The sequence below is a fragment of the Cohnella ginsengisoli genome (assembly GCF_029525555.1).
GTDB classification, from domain to species: Bacteria; Bacillota; Bacilli; order Paenibacillales; family Paenibacillaceae; genus Cohnella; species Cohnella ginsengisoli.
The window spans coordinates 949,636-965,623 of record NZ_JAPDHZ010000004.1 but is presented as its reverse complement, the minus strand read 5'-3'; the positions used below and the strand labels follow the sequence as shown (position 1 = coordinate 965,623).

At 58.1% G+C, this 15,988-nt stretch carries 16 protein-coding genes and 2 pseudogenes; 1 reads left to right on the top strand and 17 read right to left on the bottom strand.

Features of this window, described 5'->3' with window-relative positions; genetic code table 11:
- Window positions 1-19: 19 nt before the first annotated feature.
- The gene (locus OMP38_RS25700) at window positions 20-1,039 is read right to left on the bottom strand and encodes a glycosyltransferase family 61 protein (RefSeq protein ID WP_277567559.1); all 1,020 of its coding nucleotides are present in this window, start codon (window positions 1,037-1,039) and stop codon (window positions 20-22) included.
- A 297-nt stretch (window positions 1,040-1,336) separates the two neighbouring features.
- Between OMP38_RS25700 and OMP38_RS25695 the strand changes: the two genes are divergently transcribed.
- Window positions 1,337-2,707: an MATE family efflux transporter gene (locus tag OMP38_RS25695; protein WP_277567558.1), complete on the top strand. Its 1,371-nt coding sequence runs from the start codon at window positions 1,337-1,339 to the stop codon at window positions 2,705-2,707.
- 135 nt (window positions 2,708-2,842) lie between these two features.
- Here OMP38_RS25695 and OMP38_RS25690 read toward each other — a convergent pair whose 3' ends face one another.
- The 16 genes and pseudogenes from OMP38_RS25690 to biuH form a co-directional block, all read right to left on the bottom strand.
- Window positions 2,843-3,442 carry a hypothetical protein gene (locus OMP38_RS25690; protein ID WP_277567557.1) on the bottom strand — a complete coding sequence of 200 codons (600 nt, stop codon included), beginning with the start codon at window positions 3,440-3,442 and terminating at the stop codon, window positions 2,843-2,845.
- Window positions 3,399-4,445, bottom strand: coding sequence for a hypothetical protein (locus OMP38_RS25685; RefSeq protein WP_277567556.1), 1,047 nt, complete (start codon window positions 4,443-4,445; stop codon window positions 3,399-3,401). Before OMP38_RS25685 ends, OMP38_RS25690 begins: the two co-directional genes overlap by 44 nt.
- 861 nt (window positions 4,446-5,306) lie before the next feature.
- A complete protein-coding gene (locus tag OMP38_RS25680) occupies window positions 5,307-6,494 on the bottom strand; it encodes a hypothetical protein (protein WP_277567555.1) in 1,188 nt (395 codons plus the stop codon).
- Complete coding sequence (locus OMP38_RS25675) at window positions 6,448-7,173, bottom strand: hypothetical protein (protein ID WP_277567554.1); 726 nt, start codon at window positions 7,171-7,173, stop codon at window positions 6,448-6,450. The genes OMP38_RS25680 and OMP38_RS25675 overlap by 47 nt, the downstream gene beginning before the upstream one ends.
- A 287-nt stretch (window positions 7,174-7,460) precedes the next feature.
- Window positions 7,461-8,552: a PucR family transcriptional regulator gene (locus OMP38_RS25670; protein WP_277567553.1), complete on the bottom strand. Its 1,092-nt coding sequence runs from the start codon at window positions 8,550-8,552 to the stop codon at window positions 7,461-7,463.
- Between the two features lie 199 nt (window positions 8,553-8,751).
- A pseudogene (locus OMP38_RS25665) lies at window positions 8,752-8,838 on the bottom strand (hypothetical protein); the annotation flags it as partial.
- Window positions 8,819-9,082, bottom strand: a complete 264-nt coding sequence (locus OMP38_RS25660) for a PucR family transcriptional regulator ligand-binding domain-containing protein (RefSeq protein WP_277567552.1) — start codon at window positions 9,080-9,082, stop codon at window positions 8,819-8,821. The pseudogene OMP38_RS25665 and the gene OMP38_RS25660, both read right to left, overlap by 20 nt.
- Window positions 9,079-9,516, bottom strand: a complete 438-nt coding sequence (locus OMP38_RS25655; protein WP_277567551.1) for a cupin domain-containing protein — start codon at window positions 9,514-9,516, stop codon at window positions 9,079-9,081. The genes OMP38_RS25660 and OMP38_RS25655 overlap by 4 nt, the downstream gene beginning before the upstream one ends.
- 38 nt (window positions 9,517-9,554) lie before the next feature.
- A complete protein-coding gene (gene atzF, locus OMP38_RS25650; RefSeq protein WP_420869730.1) occupies window positions 9,555-11,144 on the bottom strand; it encodes an allophanate hydrolase in 1,590 nt (529 codons plus the stop codon).
- A gap of 231 nt (window positions 11,145-11,375) precedes the next feature.
- Window positions 11,376-12,449 carry a cyanuric acid amidohydrolase gene (gene atzD, locus OMP38_RS25645; RefSeq protein WP_277567550.1) on the bottom strand — a complete coding sequence of 358 codons (1,074 nt, stop codon included), beginning with the start codon at window positions 12,447-12,449 and terminating at the stop codon, window positions 11,376-11,378.
- The gene (locus OMP38_RS25640) at window positions 12,446-13,198 is read right to left on the bottom strand and encodes an ABC transporter permease (protein WP_277567664.1); all 753 of its coding nucleotides are present in this window, start codon (window positions 13,196-13,198) and stop codon (window positions 12,446-12,448) included. The genes atzD and OMP38_RS25640 overlap by 4 nt, the downstream gene beginning before the upstream one ends.
- Complete coding sequence (locus OMP38_RS25635; protein ID WP_277567663.1) at window positions 13,195-13,545, bottom strand: hypothetical protein; 351 nt, start codon at window positions 13,543-13,545, stop codon at window positions 13,195-13,197. The genes OMP38_RS25640 and OMP38_RS25635 overlap by 4 nt, the downstream gene beginning before the upstream one ends.
- 67 nt (window positions 13,546-13,612) lie before the next feature.
- Window positions 13,613-13,855: pseudogene (locus OMP38_RS25630) on the bottom strand (ATP-binding cassette domain-containing protein); the annotation flags it as partial.
- Window positions 13,856-14,055: 200 nt separating this feature from the next.
- Window positions 14,056-14,685 (bottom strand): ABC transporter substrate-binding protein, encoded by a 630-nt coding sequence (locus OMP38_RS25625; protein WP_277567662.1) that lies wholly within the window; start codon window positions 14,683-14,685, stop codon window positions 14,056-14,058.
- On the bottom strand, window positions 14,669-15,136 hold the full coding sequence (locus tag OMP38_RS25620; RefSeq protein WP_277567549.1) for an ABC transporter substrate-binding protein: 468 nt from the start codon (window positions 15,134-15,136) through the stop codon (window positions 14,669-14,671). The genes OMP38_RS25625 and OMP38_RS25620 overlap by 17 nt, the downstream gene beginning before the upstream one ends.
- 24 nt (window positions 15,137-15,160) lie before the next feature.
- The gene (gene biuH / locus OMP38_RS25615) at window positions 15,161-15,844 is read right to left on the bottom strand and encodes a biuret amidohydrolase (RefSeq protein ID WP_277567548.1); all 684 of its coding nucleotides are present in this window, start codon (window positions 15,842-15,844) and stop codon (window positions 15,161-15,163) included.
- Between the last annotated feature and the right edge of the window lie 144 nt (window positions 15,845-15,988).

Genomic DNA, 15,988 nt, shown 5'->3' with positions numbered 1-15,988 from the left:
CATCTTCGGCATTCGCGGTCTATAAGCCCATTTGCTTGCAAACCGCGATCAACTCGGAAGTGGATACCGTAATATCGTCCAGGCCGTACCAATACCAAGGGATTCCTTCATACTTCGGCGGCCGGCTTCCGACGCCCATGAGCGAATGATGCTCCAATCCGCCGTATCCGCATATGCGCTTAATATCGTGCACGATAAAGTTAGGCGAAAATAGCTCCAGCACCTTGGTTTGGTGGCTGCTGAACGTCAAGTTGGTCAATGCGCTGCCGGTCGGAGCGATGACGTAGGCGGCTTCCGAGAAGAGCTTAGCTTGTTCGCTTACGGAATGCTGCTCCGGATAGACGGTTTCGAATCCGAGCGATTGCAATATCGCCACGACCTCGGCTTCGTTCGTCAATGTTCGTCCGATGGATTGCGTACGGCTAACGTATAATTTTCGCGTAGGCCGAGGCTCGACGGATAGAAATTCGCTTCTTAAAAAATGGTAAACCCACTTCTGGCCGAATCCGATCGAAGGCACGATCAGACGCTCGGCTTCCATATGAAAATCGTTGCCGCTGTGAATCAGTTGGTCCTCGCTAATCCCCATCGCCCTTAACGTCTCGAACTGAAAGGGTTGCAGGTCTTTGCTAACGACGTACTTATCGACGGGCAGCCTGCTGCAGGCGAGCAAATAAATACGCGGCAGCACATCGTACATCCAGTGATAAAAATTGGAGGCGCCCACTTTGGTAAGAACGACGATATTGCCCGGCACATAGGCGGGGGGCGGCAGGTTATTCTGGAGAAAAATCGGATGTTTCTTCGGATCGTTGCCCCAGTCGTAGGAAACTTCCCAAATGAGACAATTATCAGGCGAAATGACGGTTCCGTCGTCTCCGTAGACCCTGCCGCCAGGTATGGCAGCTACAAAAGCGTTAAACTGAGCATCCAGCGCAATCGGGCAATATACATCCGAGAGGGCATATCCGGAGTTTGCCGCCCAATCTTTCATCCAGAAGTAGTAGTCCAATGGCCTTGAGACGCCAGCTCCGATCAATATGAGTCCTCCTAGCCGTTTTTTGATGAAGTCATCATATGCACAGGGGATAAATTCCTAGTGGACGTCTATCATCCCTCGTCTAAAATTGGCTGATGTCCATTCGGAGAGAACGCTCCGTTGCGGCAAATCGTGTATGGATGAACTCAGCTTTTTGAAAGAAATTGTTCTTACGCGCAAAAAAGGTTGCAAAACCCGCTAGGAATTGTTGTGAACACGGGTTTATAATAGAGCCTATGTCTGCTTGATACGGACTGGAATTCAACGAGAACAACAACACGCAGGAGGCATAAAGAAGTGCAATTGGCAAAACGAATTTTGAATCTGGCTTTACCGTCCATCGCAACGTTCTCGTCCATGACCTTTACGGGCTTGCTCATTTTGATGATTGTCGGAAAACTGAGCGCGGCCGCGATCGCGGTCGTCGGCGTGACGAACATTCTCATCTACAACATGTGGGCGTTGTGCGCCGGCATACAGAACGCGATCAACTATCTGGTCGCTCAAAATTACGGCTCAGGCGAAATGCGCCTCGCCAATCAGCGGATGCAAATCGCGCTGGCGCTTACCGGCGCGCTCGCCGTCATTCTGCTGGCGGGCAGTCTGCTCGCGCCCGAGCTCATCCTCCGTGCGATGGGGCTGAACGACGAGATCGTCTCGCTGGGTACCGATTATGTCTTGCTCCGGATGATCGCGCTGGCGTTCGGCATCTTCAGCGGCGCGTTCTTCGCTTATCTTCGCGCCATAGGCGACACCAAGACGCCGATGACGCTCGCGCTCATCAACAGCGGCCTGGTGGTCGTGCTGACTTACGTACTGGCTTACGGGAAATACGGATTCCCGGACATGGGGCTGCAAGGCGCCGCATGGAGCGTATTGATCGCGGAGATCGTCACGTTCGGCTTGTGTCTGTGGGTCCATTATGGCTACTTAAACGCTACGCTGCTGACGCGCAACTTCGAACGAATCGAACGGAAGCAGGTTAAGCTGATGGTCTTCGAAAGCGCGAAGCTCAGCATGATGGAATTGTCCTATAGTCTCGGCATGCTCGTATTCACTATGTGCATTTCGCGCCTGGGGACGGTCGCCATCGCGGCGAACGAGATCGCCTTGAACATCCTGTCGTTCGGGTTCATGCCGTCGAACGGCTTCGGGGCGGCAGCGACGATCGGCACGGGACAAGAGATCGGAAAAGGACGGCACGCGGAGGCGAAACGCTTCGGATTCATGACGGTCGTACTGGGCGTCCTGCTCATGGTGATTATCTCGATCCTGATGTTCATCTTCGCGCTTCCGATCGCGAAGCTGTATACGCCGGAGCGAGCCGTATACATGGCCGTCATTCCGCTCATTCATCTGGCGGCGTTCATCCAGTTGTTCAATACGACGGGCATTATTTTCGGGGGGAGGGCTGCGCGGCATCGGCGACACGAACTATCTGTCCCGCATCGCGTTCGTCCTGAACTGGATCATCTTCATTCCGGGCACGCTGTTGCTCACGGTCGTGTTCGATTACGGCCAAGTCGGCGCCTGGATCGCGCTGTGCAGCAACATGGTGCTGTCCGCGCTGGCCAACGGCTGGCGGTACGTCAAGCTGGATTGGAGCAAAGCCCGCGTCAAGTCTGGGAAAGCGCCGGCAGCGACCATCGTTTCGCACTGAATGAATAGAAAGAGGACGGCGCCCTAAGGCTAAGGCGCCGTCCTCTTTCGTTTATTCCTCGGGCTTTCCGAGCGTGAACCCGCTCAGCTTGCTCAGGTTGGCTTTGGAGCTGCCCATTTTAACTGGCGTGGCAGCCGGCGCTCTTAAGACAGCTCTACGTAGCTCGTGATCGTGATCTCCTTCGGCGTCTTCGGCACCTCCTCTCTCCCATTTGTCACCGTCAGCACTTCCTTCAGCTTGATCGCCGGCCGCTTGGTTCCCTTGGGCAGCTTGCTCTTGGCTAGCAAATCCAGCATCGTCTGCAGGCAGGCGAGCGGCTCCAGCTTCTTGATCAACTTCAAGTACATGTATAGTCCCTGCAGATACCCGTCGTGATGGCCGCCGATCAGGCCATGCGTATAAATGCCGCGCTGCCGGATATCGACGGCATAGTGGAACAACTTTTCCTTCTCGTTCCCCTCGTACCCGTGCTGGAAAACGAACACCTTTTTCTTGTCGCTCGTCACGACGGACCGGTGCTGCTCCGCGGCATCGATGTCGAGCCCGGGGAATCCGCCCTTGTTCTGCAATAGCCGCATCAGGCTCGCCAGATGCTCGAACTTGTCGGACTTGACGAATCGCAGCGTCACGACCCCGTCCTTCTCCGTCGCCGCCTTCGTCTTGGCCGCGCCGACCTCGATCGACTTCAGCGCGTCCCAGTTAAGCAGATCCGTCTTGTTCACGGTCAACGTCCGGTCGGTCATCGATTCGTCGAACTCCAGCGGGATGTGAAGCTTCGGATATTTGTCCAAGACGGTATTCAGGAAAATCCCTCGCTTGCTGTTCTTCAGATCCGCATGGTCCTTTTCCTGAATCGGCTCGTTGACGAATTCGATGCCGACGGCTCGATCGTTCAGCAGCTCCCCCGTGATACGTCTTCTCGGCGATATCGACGAACTGCAGCACGTGCCCGCTGCCGCTCTTGTCGATCTCGTTGACGCAGAAATGAGGGATCGGATAATAAGTTTTCTCCTTGCGCACGCCCGAAATATTCAGGTTGCCGAACGTTGCCGTTTCATGAAGCAGAATCTGCGTCGGCATGCCAGACTCCCGAATGAACCGGCTCGTCTTGTAATGCGAAGTCTTCTCGCCCTTCCAGTTCTTGTAGACGAGCGTCGACGGGAATCCGGGATCGAATTCCCTCGTACAGGAGACGAAGGCCTTCTCGTCGAGCGGTGCGTAATCGGCGTAGTTGCGCGTCGTCACGCCGTTTGACGCCTGCGTCCATAGCAGCGCGTACCGGCTGAACGCCGACAAGCTGTCCTGCGCTGTCGCGCTCACGATGGCCGTATCCTGAATCGGAAAATCTTCGATGGCGTCGCGCCTCGGCACCTGGTTCATATAGGTCCATGCGATCGTGCCGTGCACCTCGAATACCCCGCCGGATTTCTTGTTCGTGAAGTAGAGGTAATATTGCCGATCCGCCGTATTGCCCTGATTGTCGAACTTCACGACGCGGAAATACCCGTAAGGCGACAGCAGCACGACCGTTGCGTCCTTCGCCGGATTGACGATACCGGGAACGGAGGCTTCGATCGCAGCCTCCCGCTCCTTTAACGCCTCGAGCGATTCCGCGGGCATGTCGTCCATGCTGCGTTTGGCAACGGGGGCGATCGGCGCCGCCTTCGGTTTGGCCGGCTTCTTGGGCTTGGCGCCTTTGGCTGGTTTCGCCGTCTTGGGCTTCGGCGGACCGCTCGGCTTGCCCATTAGATTTGTCTCCCCGTCTTCGGGTCGTATTTCACTTCGACCGCGACCACTTGATCCGTCGGCAGCACCTCGATCCATTGATCGAACACTTCAAAGTCGTCGCCCATCTGGGCCCGGAAGCCGCCCTGCAGCGGGTAGAAGCCATGCTCGTAAACCTTGTCGACCGGCGTCGCGCTGACCGTGCTGGCGGCATCTCCAGGCTGATCGGGATCGGGATAATCCGTCGTCCGGATCGACTTGTCGTGCTTCGCCTTGACCTTCTCGGACAGCAGGTCCAGCACCTCCAGCATCGTCTTGCCCTGCAGATCCTGCTCATTTCCGCCGTACATATCGGTCGGGCCGATGCCGTTCATGCCTTCCACCTGCTTCAGCCAGTTCATCGCCGCCTTCTCCTTGCCGGGGCGGATCGGTATGACCGCCTTGACCCATGGCGCGTTCAGGAACGCGTTGCGGAGGTTATCGCCGTCCAGCTGCAGCAGCCAGCCGAGCGAGCTCCCGAGCTTCGCGGGATCCGACTCGTCCGTGATGTAGTAATTATCGTCGCGATACTCATTCATCCCGCCCCAACCTGTCAGGCTGTCTGCCGGAATGCTCGATGCGACGTCCGGCACCATGACCGGCTGTCCGTCGGGGCCGATCTGACCGTTCGGCACCAGCGTCCCGAAGGTCTGGCCGGAATGGTCGCGCGGCTTCCACCACTCGGGCGCGACGAAGTAGAGCATTTTGTCCACGTCGAAAATGGAATTGAGCAATTCGGCCGCGGCATGGCGGGAGCGGTTGTCCGGGAACCGAATGCCCTTCGTAAGCAGCTCCTGGATCAGCACGCGGTAAACGACGATGCGCTCTTCCTCGCGAAGATCCTCAAAGGGGCGGGGGCGAATCCGGCTCGCCTGCTTGATCCGCTCCCTTGCCGCCTCGACGAAATCCTTGCGATACTCCTGCTCCAGTCTCGCCGTGAATGCGCTGACGTTGGCCTCGTTCTGGTCTTCGATCTGCTTGGCGATCGTCTCGTCCGGCATCCAGGTCAGCTTCGCCATGACGCGGATCGGCGAGCTCCCCCCGGAAATTCACGTGGTTGACGTGCACGGTGAATTTGGCCTCCGTACTGTTCGGCGCCTGCGCCAGATCCTTGACCGATAGCTGGATATCCGAGCCGGACGTATCGAAGCTCACCTTCTGCAGCCGGTAGCCGGCCTGCTGGGCCAAGACCGTCTGCGGGAAGTCCGCCTGTATCGTCTCGATGTCGCCTTCGTTGAAGTCCGTGTCCTCTTCCTTGCCGTCCGTGTATCCTTCATCCTTGTCGCCTTCGTCCTCGGAAGTCTGCACGAACGAGATGTCGATCGGATAATCCGTCACGACCATGCCCGGCGGCACGATCGCTTCGGGATGCGGGATATTGGCGACGTCCGGCGACGCCGCGATATGCATCAGCTCCGCCACGCCTAGCTGCTTGCCGGGTTCGTCCACGTACGTCTGCCAGCACAGGTACGTACCGATATCCTGCACCTGCACGGCGACCTGGCGCATTTTGCGGCGGAATTCGTAATTGATGAGCTGATCCGTTTCATTCGCGAGCACGTATCGCTTGCTGGACGTCTCGGTCGTCTCGGTCACCGTCTTGAAGGCGGACTTAAAGTTTTTGCGTATTTCCGTCGACAGCTTTTCCGTTTGTTGGCGCATATGCTTGTGCGACTGCTCGCGCGCCTTCTGCTGCGTCGTGCCCATATCGAAGCTCGCCGACTGTTCGGCGCTGCCCCAGATCCAGCTTTCCTTCGCGTTGGCGTTCGCCCCGAACTTCGTGTCCGTCCGGTTGTCCTCCTTCACGCTGTCGGACAACTCGTCCTGATCCGTGGTGGACAGCTCGCTGCGGTAGACGCCCTCCGTCGACTGCTCGATCGACCGCTCTACCGTCGTCTTGCGCGTGCTGACCTCGATCAGCTCGGCGGAGGCGCCGGGACTGAGCCAGACATGACCGACCGGCGCGCCAAGGAACGTATCGAATTCAAAGAAATATTGCCGGAACAAATGCACGATGCCGATCGGGGACAATCCGACGCGGTCCAGATCCTTTTTTAGGGTCCAGCGTTTCGAACGGATCGCTGGCGTAAAGCGCCTGCAGGAGCGATTCCAAGTCGGCTTCGGTTTTGTAGAACAGCTGTCGGAGTTGGTCGTAAAGCTTGTGTTCGGCCAAGTAGAGCAGCATGCCCGCGATGACGGATTCCTCGTTTACCTTTTTCTCGAGCGCTTCCGAAGCCGCGGCAGCCGAGAGACGAACGAGCCTCTGCACGCTGGCGCCCTGCTGCAGCAGCTGGGCGTACCAGTTCATGCAAGCCTCGCGGACGACGGTATTGAGCAGTTTGTCGAGTCTATCCCGGTCGATGAATTCCTGCCACACGTCGGGCTTGTAGCGCTCAAGCGGCGGCAGCTCGGCCGCGATCGCCTGGAGCAGAAAGCTGCCGAAGCCCTTGACCGCGCCGGGCTGCTCCCCGGGATGAATATATTCGATCTCGCGAATATGCCCTTCGACGCCGCTCAGCTTATAAATGCCGCGGTAACGGCTTTGCAGCAGCGAGATCAGCTTGCGCCGGTCGAGCGCGTGGCCTCTGCGGAACCGCTTCAGCGTGCGCTCCGACTTCCATCCGAGCAGCGGCTGGTATACGCCGAAGAGCTCGCTGTCGAACGGCAGGACGTTTTTGAAGTCGATCAGATTGACTGACTTTTTGAGCATGGACAACAATCACCTCTTCAATTGGATGATGTAGAACGGGAACGGATGCCGCTATTCTTCGCCGATATAACGATGAACCTCCTTTCCCGCTAAAAGTTGCTAATATATTCCATGTAATATTGTATGTTGGCCGCTGTTCATCTACATGAGCAGTCGGGATCATGTTTAGGCGATGCGTGAAGTCCTAATGATGTCGAGCAGTGTCGGGGAATCTTGGAAAAGCGAAACAAAAAAAGAACCCGACGTCCGGTCGGATTCTTAATTCCATTCCTATTAAAATTTTCGAGCTAGCGCGCTTGCCTCATCTCGTACAGCTTGACGGCCAGCTGCAGCTGCAGCCGGTCGTTTACCTTTTCCGGGTCGAGCCCGAGCAGATCGTACACGCGCTCGATCCGGTAAGCGACCGTGTTGTAGTGCGAGAATAGTGACTCTGCCGTCAGCTTGCCGTTCTCGTTGTGCTGCAGGTAGCACTGGAACGTTTTGAGCAGCTGCGTGTTGTGCTTGCCGTCGTATTCCACGATGGGCTTAACGATGCGGTCGAGGAACTCCTTGACCTGCTCGGACTCGGGCAGCAAATAAAGCAGCTGGTAAACGCCGAGCTGGTTGTATCGGATAAAGGCGTCGCGAACGCCGCATATCGAGCTGATCAAATGGATTTTGCGCGCTTGCTCGCAGCTGCGCCTAACCTCGTCGGCTGCGTCGACGGGGTCGCCGACGCAAAACGAAACGTCCGCTTTGGATTCCAATCCCAGTAGTTGCGACAGTCTGTAAAGACATTTCGCCAGCTGTTGGTTCAGATGATCGGCCGTCTCGTGCGAGACGAGAAGCACCATATGTCCGTCGAGCTGCGTTCCCCAGATGCCTTCGCGCTCCGTAGTGAACCGCCTGAATTGCTTGGTCGCCTTGGACAGCAGCTTCGGGTTCGCGTGCTTGTCGGACAGTCTGAGGTAAATCGCGCTGTACGCGCCGTCGCGGGCGATATGGCATCCACAGGCATCCGCTCTCGCTTGAATGTCCTGCCGGGTGACGATGCGTCCGGTCAGCCAGTCCTGCAAAAACTGGTCGACGTACTTGGATTCGACCTCGCGTCTTGCGTGAAGATTGGCCAATTCCAGGCTGACCAGCACGCCGATGCGGTCCAGCGTCAGCTTGTCCGCGTCATCCAGCTCCCGGTTCCACTCGAGCAGCAGCATGCTGCATTCGTTGTCCTTGCCGTCCTCGTTCGATATGTACACCCGGATCCGCCGATCGCGGACCGTCATAAAGCTGACGCCAAGCTCGATGTCGTGGCAAAGCCGAGACCACGCTTGCGAATCCTCGGCGCCCGGGAACAGCGCCTTGGCCATCGGCGAAAAGTAAAGCTGGTTGGAGCCGTCCATCAGGACGACGGGGTTCAGCAGCGTCTCGTCCAGCTCGCCCAGAAAGTCGTCGATCCCCCCCGCCGTGCAGCAGCTTTTTCGATAGCTTCTGATATCTGAACTGAAGCAGCGACAGCTGCCTCGCTTCCTGGACCAGCACCCGCTCCATGACCTCGCGAACGACGTCGGAGAAGGAAGTCGGAAGCGGCAGCTCGATGAGCGGAATGTCGTATTGGTTCGCCATCTCCAGCACGGCCGGCGGGATTTCCTCGATATATCTTTTCGTTTTAATACCGAGCGCCGCCACGCCCCGTTCCGCGAGCTGGGGGGATCATCCCGGCGATCCGATCCGGATCGTCGCGAAAAGGAAAGCCGCTGGTCACGAGAAACTCGCCGGGCCGTACCCAATCGATCACGTCCGGCACTTCCATGACGTTGACCCGATTGACCGCCCGATCCATTCCCTTTTGACCCGCGAGTACGATAGCGCCTTGCAGATTCGGAATCAGCAGCAGATCGCGGCAGGTAAAGGCCAACGTGTCGTTAATCATCGGCCAAGCTTGTCGGTGTAGACATCTTCGACGAGATGCGTATTAAAGTATGAATTGCTAGGCACATCGGTTTCTACGGGCAGGAAAATGCTGATTTGCTCGCTCGGGCAATCTCCGACGCAAGCGACGGAATGCACGACCCCGGCCGGTACATGGAAGGTATCTCCGGCTTGGTACAGCGTCCAAGTCCCGTCTCGCAGCAGCTTGACCTGGCCGGCCGTGATATGAATAATTTCCGCAACGTCGTGATAGTGCGGGAGAACGGCGCCGCCAACCCCGATTTTCTCCCATAGCACCGAACTTACGCGTACGCCGAGTTCGTCCGCTTGCGAGGCGTTCACGATTTCCCGGTGATACAAATGCCAGTGGTCGGGCATGAGGCCCCATTCCATTTCGGCTCCGACGACGACTTTGGTTTCCTCCGCTTTGATCATATAGACGCGCTCCTTCACGGTTTCTTATTATTCTTCGGTCAAACATTCCGCCAGCTTCCGGCAACCGTAACGTCCTCAGCGCTAGCGGATGCGTATCCTTCGCACACGAACCCGGACACCTCGGTGCCGTCGGCCAGCTCGATCTTGCCGATCCCGAGCGGCGCCGGAATGAGCGCGGCGAACCGGCCGAACTTGTCCAGCGGCATCTCCCAAATTTCCAGTTCGATCGCGGAGCCGCCTATCTCCTGCTTGATGAGTCCCGGCTTCGCGGGGGTTGTCGGCAGCTTGAACAGCTTGTATCTGGAAGCTGTCTTTTCTTCCCGGACGAACGCGGCGCCATGGTCTTTCATTTGCCGCTCAAGCGAGAAGCCTCTCATGTGAAGCCCGCATACGGCCACGGGTATGGTGACAGCCTGATTTTCAGGGCGACCGGACAAACGTTGCTCCGCTTCCTCCGTTGGGTTGGCCCAACGATCGGCGAACTTGGCCAGCATCTCTTCTCCGCCAGACACCGCGAACAGCGTAATGCCGAACGGCACGTCACGAGCGGCTTCTCCCGCGGGAACCGCGACCGCGCACAGGTCGAGCAGATTGCAGTGATTCGTCCACCGCCCCATATCGCTATTCGTTCGAATCGGGTCGTTCCTAACCTCGTCGCGTGACCAAGTTCCGCCGGCCGTCGGCAACAGGAGCACGGCGTGCTCGAGCAGCTTGGCCGCTTCGAGTTTCAATGCCCCGATCCGATGGATGGCCGTAAAAACCGAAGCTGCTTCGTGCCGATCGCCCGAACCGGAGCGCAGCACCTGCTCCGTTACGGGGAACGTAACGCCGGGATGCGTCTCGACGAACGCGCCCAATGCCGCCCAACGTTCGGCGACCCAAGGCCCGTCATAAAGCACGGCTGCGGCTTCCGCGAACAAAGCGTAATCGATCGTCCGCACCTCGATGCCGAGCCGTGCCGCCTTCTTTTCCGCTTGCCGCCAGGCTGCTTCGTACTGCGAAGCATAAGGTCCGAAAAACGGCCAGTCTCCGCCGGGCAGCAAAATGCGCCGCGGCAGCTCGGGCGACCGCCGAACGATCGTGCGGGACCATGGATCCGAAGCGTCCGGTCCTCGCGCAACGCGATCCACCAGCATCGCGTCATCCAGCTCGTGCGCGAATGCCGTGACGCAATCCAGGCTCCGGCATGCCGGCACGACGCCTCTCGTCGGCCAAGCTCCGAGGCTCGGCTTTAAGCCGATCAAGCCGTTAAGCGCGGCGGGCACGCGCCCCGATCCCGCGGTATCGGTGCCGAGCGCGAACGCGGCATGTCCGCGCGCAACGGCGACGGCCGATCCGGAGCTGGAGCCGCCGCTGATGAGCTCGGGCTTCAACGCGTTATGCGTCTCGCCGTAAGGGCTTCTCGTCCCAACGAGTCCGGTCGCGAATTGATCCAGGTTAGTCTTGCCGAGCGGGATCGCTCCCGCTTCGACCAGCCTTTCTACGACGGTAGCGTGCGCGCCCGGCGTATAGGCATACTCGGGACATCCCGCCGTCGTAGGGACGTTCGCGAGGTCGATATTATCCTTAATGGCAAAAGGGATGCCCCACAGGGGCGCCGATTTGTCCAACGTATCCAGTCTTTTCAAATAAGGCTCGAGCGCCTCCGGCTCCGGGGGGAACGATCCAAATGTTCATGTCCCGGTCGGCGCGAGCGCGGCGGACGATCTCTGCCGCGACGTCTCTCGGCGTAAGCCTCGACGCCGCGTATTGTTCACGCAGCCAGGCTGCGGTCATTCGCAGGGGAAATTGTGCGGCAGTCATCGTCGGCTTCTCCTCCTCGTCTCTAGTCTTGCTTCTATGCGCTTCTGGTCTTAGCGCTATGCATTCGTACGCCGGAAAATGACGGCGACCGGTCCTCCGCCTGCCGGTCCCTGATGTTCGGCTCCGCCGGAGACATAGATCATCGGATCGCCGACGATCGATGCCAGCACGGCGCCGACGGCAGCCCGCGCATGACGCGTATGGTTAATGTCCGAATCGTTGAGCATGGTATGCCTTCGGCCGCGGACGAGTCCCGTCGGATCTGCCTCGGCTTTCGCGAGTACTTGCACGACCTCAGCGCCGTGATTGTCCGCCAGCATCGCGAGCAGCGGCTTCCCGTCGATGGCGTCGGCCATGACGCCGTGGCTCATGTACAGCTCGCCGCTTGCCTGCGCCGAGTTGCCGAAGACGATCACTTCGCAATAGGCGAGCTCGCTTCCCGCCGACGTGGACGCAACTTCGCTGAACTTGTCCCAAGACTGGCAAACGTCTTCGTCGCCGATGTCCTCGCGACGAATCTCGCCGAGCGCGACGGCCGCGCCAAGCGCGGAAGCTCCGCGGGAATAGCCCATCGACTTATATGTATCGTCGACCGCGACATCGGCTCCGCGAGCCCGCGCGTCCGCCATATCCGCGTCCGCCAGCAGCGGGCACTTGATCTGGACGAAGTGCACGTCGGAAGCCGCTTCGATACGCGCCTCCGCCATGGCGCGGGCGACGGCCGCCGATACTTCGGCGATTTGTGCGGAACGCCCGAGCTCCTCCGGGAGGAAGCGACGGGTATGCGCGACGCCGACCGCAAGCGCCTTCGATCCGGCGGCGGCCGGCACGCCCACGGCTTCGGAACGGCTAATGACCGTGAAGTGCGGAGCGAGCACGCCCTCGGTGCCGCCCGACATGATAAAAGAAATGCGATCCGCGGCCTCTACTCCGATCAGCCCGGCGAAAAAGCCGCGAAGCGTCTGCACCGCGTAGCCTCTCGTGAAATCGTTGACGCAGCCGTTGCCTTCCGTTTTCCCCAATACCGCGATCACCTGAGACGGATGAATCGTTCCTTCTTCGATATGCGCCCGCAGCGATGCCGTATCGCTCGGAGACGCTGCCGGAACGCGGACGACCGAGATCTTCATGCCTCATCCACCTTTTGCCAGAATATGACTCTTTTTTCGACCGAAGCGATAATCCCGAACAAGATGAGGCCCGCGACCGCAGCCGCGGCGATCGCCGAGAACATGACCGGCGTGTCTAAATGATAGGAAGACAACAGTACCAAATACCCTAGACCTTTGTTCGAACCGACGAATTCGCCGACGATGGCGCCTACGATGGCGAGCGAGCTGGAGATTTTCAGGGCGGACAGCACATAGGGAAGGCTAGTCGGCAGCCGCAGCTTCCAGAAGATCTCCGCCTTCGTTCCTTTATAGGCCGAAAACAGCTCCCATGCCTCATGCTCGACGGCTTTCAAACCTTTAACGCTGTTAACGAGTATGGGGAAAAAGCAAATGATCATGGAGGCGGCCACTTTGGACCAATAACCGGTTCCCAGCCAGATGACGAGCAAAGGAGCAAGCGCCACGACCGGCGTCGTCTTGAGCGCGATGGCCAGCGGGAAAATCCCTTTCTCCGCCGGCCGGGAATGGACGAACAGAACGGCCGTCAGGAATCCCAGCACGTTCGCGAGCAGGAAGCCGAGCACCGCTTCGTACAAGGTCACGCCCATGTTGCGAAGCAGCTCGCCGTCGATCACTTGGGCGATGTCCGTGGGCGCCGGAAGCAGATAAAGCGGAATTTCGAACAGACGGACGACGGCCTCCCAGATCAAAATCAGGCCGACGGCGAAAGCGATGGGGTACAGCATATCCTTGAATTTGGTCGTCATAGCGCCTTCACCTGCTTTCGAATTTCCCTGACCGTGCTTAAAAATTCCGGATGCTCTTGCATCTCCGCCTGCCGCGGGTGGGACAGCGGCACGCTCACGATGTCTTGGACCTTGGCCGGACGCGGCGACATCATCACGATCCGGTCCGACATGAGCACGGATTCTTGAATCGAGTGCGTGACCATGACGACCGTGTTCAACCCCGTGTCCGGGTTGGCCCATAGGCGGAGAAGTTCGATGTTGAGCTTCTCCCGCGTGAATTCGTCCAGCGCGCCGAAAGGTTCGTCCATCAGTAGAATCGACGGGTTCGCCGCGAGCGCTCTGGCGATCGCGATCCGCTGCTGCATCCCCCCCGCTCAGCTGCTGCGGGAAGTGGTTGCGGAAGTCCGTCAGTCCTACAAGCTCCAGCGACCACTCGGCTTTCTCGCGGCGCTCGGCTTTCGATTGTTTGGCGCGCTGGGGTCCGATGCTAAGCGGCAGCTCGATGTTTTGGATCGCGGTTTGCCAGGGCATGAGCACCGGTTTTTGAAAGACGATGCCGATCTCTTCCCGAGGCACGTGATGGACGATAGCGCCGCCCCGATCCGGCGAGAGCAGGCCGAGGATGAGCCGGAGAAGCGTCGACTTCCCGCAGCCGCTCGGTCCGAGAATGGACATGAACTCTCCGCTCCGGATATCGAGAGATACTTGATTCAATACGCGCACGCTGCCGAACGTCAGGGAGCAATCCTGAAGCGTAATGGCGTTCGAATGGAGGTTGGGATTGGCGTTGGATCTGGAGCTGGAGTCGGAGCCTGCGGCGCGATCTCTGGCAGGCTCGGCTAGGCTACGTATGGCCGCCATCGGCTATCTCTCCTTTATGGTTGAATGAATTCGTTCGTAAAGGCCGCGGTCAGGTCCTGCTTCTTCTTCAGGAAGCCGACGTCGATCAGGCTGTCCTGCAGCGTGCGCCATTCCGATTCTTCCATCGTGCCAAGCGGGCCTTTATCCGCTTCGAGCAGCGGAATGCTGGCGTTCATCATTTTCGTCTCGTGACCGATATCGAGCTGATCGCCGTACTGGACCGTCACTTGCGCCGCTACGTCCGGGTGGTTGATCGCGTAATCCCACCCTTTCATCGTCGCTTGGACGAAGCTTTTGACTGTCTCGGGGTCCTTCTGGATCATTTTTTCAGTCGTGAACAGCGTATCCGCGTAAAAATTAATGCCATAGTCGCTGGGATAAATGACGTTCACTTCCTGTCCTTGCTCCTGAGCCGCGATGACTTCGTTAATCACGTAGCCCGGCCAAGCTTTGACTTGCCCCGTCAACAGCGGGCTGAGATCGAATTTGACGGGCATCTCGCTGATCGATTTGGCCTTAACGCCAGCTTTGTTGACCATCGCCCGATACGTGAGCTCCTCGTTGCCGCCGAGCTTGACGCCAACCTTTTGGCCTTCGAGATCCTTCATCGAGGTAATTCCGGAACTCTTAAGCGTAAAAAGCACGAACGGCGTCGAGCGGTAAATGACGGACAAGGCGACGACCGGCGCCCCCCTTCTCGCGTGACATCAGGATTTGGTCGGCACCCGTGACACCGAAGTCCTCGCTTCCCGAGGACACCATCTGCACCGACGGGAAGTCAGAGCCGCCCGGACGAATATCCACGTCGAGACCGGCGTCTTTGTAGTAGCCTTTCTCCTTGGCTATGTAGAACCCGGCAAACTGCGCCTGATTAATCCATTTCAGACGAACGACGACCTTTTTCAGTTTTTGCGTGCCCAAGTCCGAGCTTGCCGCAGTCGAAGCGGCCGCCGTCGTTGCGGACGGAGAGGCATCGTTGGCCGGCGACGGATTGACGTTGCCGCTTTTAGTATTCGTATTGCTGCCGCAGCCGGCAATGGCAACGATAGAAGATAACAGAACCACTGACATCCATTTTCCGTTCATTTTGCGCATTTGCGATTCCCCCCATTTTCCTTTTTATAAAGATTCCAAAGCTTTAAGCAATTTGCCCGAATCGGATACGCTGCCGAATACGCCGCCTTGCATTTGCACCATGAGAAGCGCCGCTTCGTGGTTGGAAGGATCGGTCGCTCCCGTGCAATCCTCTAAGATTAGGCATTCATAGCCGCGATCGTTCGCTTCCCGCATCGTCGTATGGACGCAAACATCCGTCGTTATCCCTGTTAGAATCAGGTGCGTGATTCCGAGCGTCTTCAGGATCAAATCCAGGTCGGTGGCATAAAAGCTGCCTTTGCCCGGCTTGTCGACGATCGGTTCTCCCGACAGCGGCGCAAGCTCGGGGATGATCTCCCAGCCCGGCTCTCCCCGTACCAGAATCCGTCCCATGGGTCCTGCGGAGCCGATCTCCGCTCCCGCCCGTCGGCTTCTCCAGCGCTTGTTCGCCGGCAGATCGGAAAGATCGGGCCGGTGGCCCTCTCTCGTATGGATGACCGTAAAGCCCGGTATTTCCCTAACTCGCTTAAGCAGCCGCGTGATGGGGCCGATCGCCCTTGCAGTTAAAGACAGATCGTAGCCCATTTGCTCGACGTAGCCGCCTTTGCCGCAAAAATCGGTTTGCATATCGATAATCAATAGCGCCGTTTTGTTTGGCTCGATCTTTTCGTCGTAAGGCCAATCATAAGGTTTGGCTTCAACGCTCATGTCAGGTCCTCCTATTCAAAAAGCTGTTTTCTTTGTAATGTGTCACATTATATCACGCTTAAATTTCGAATGGCTTGTAATTATTCCAAGATTATTTGCATTATGCTTGTTAAATTTCCGATTTAAAGTTCTAATATTACATTA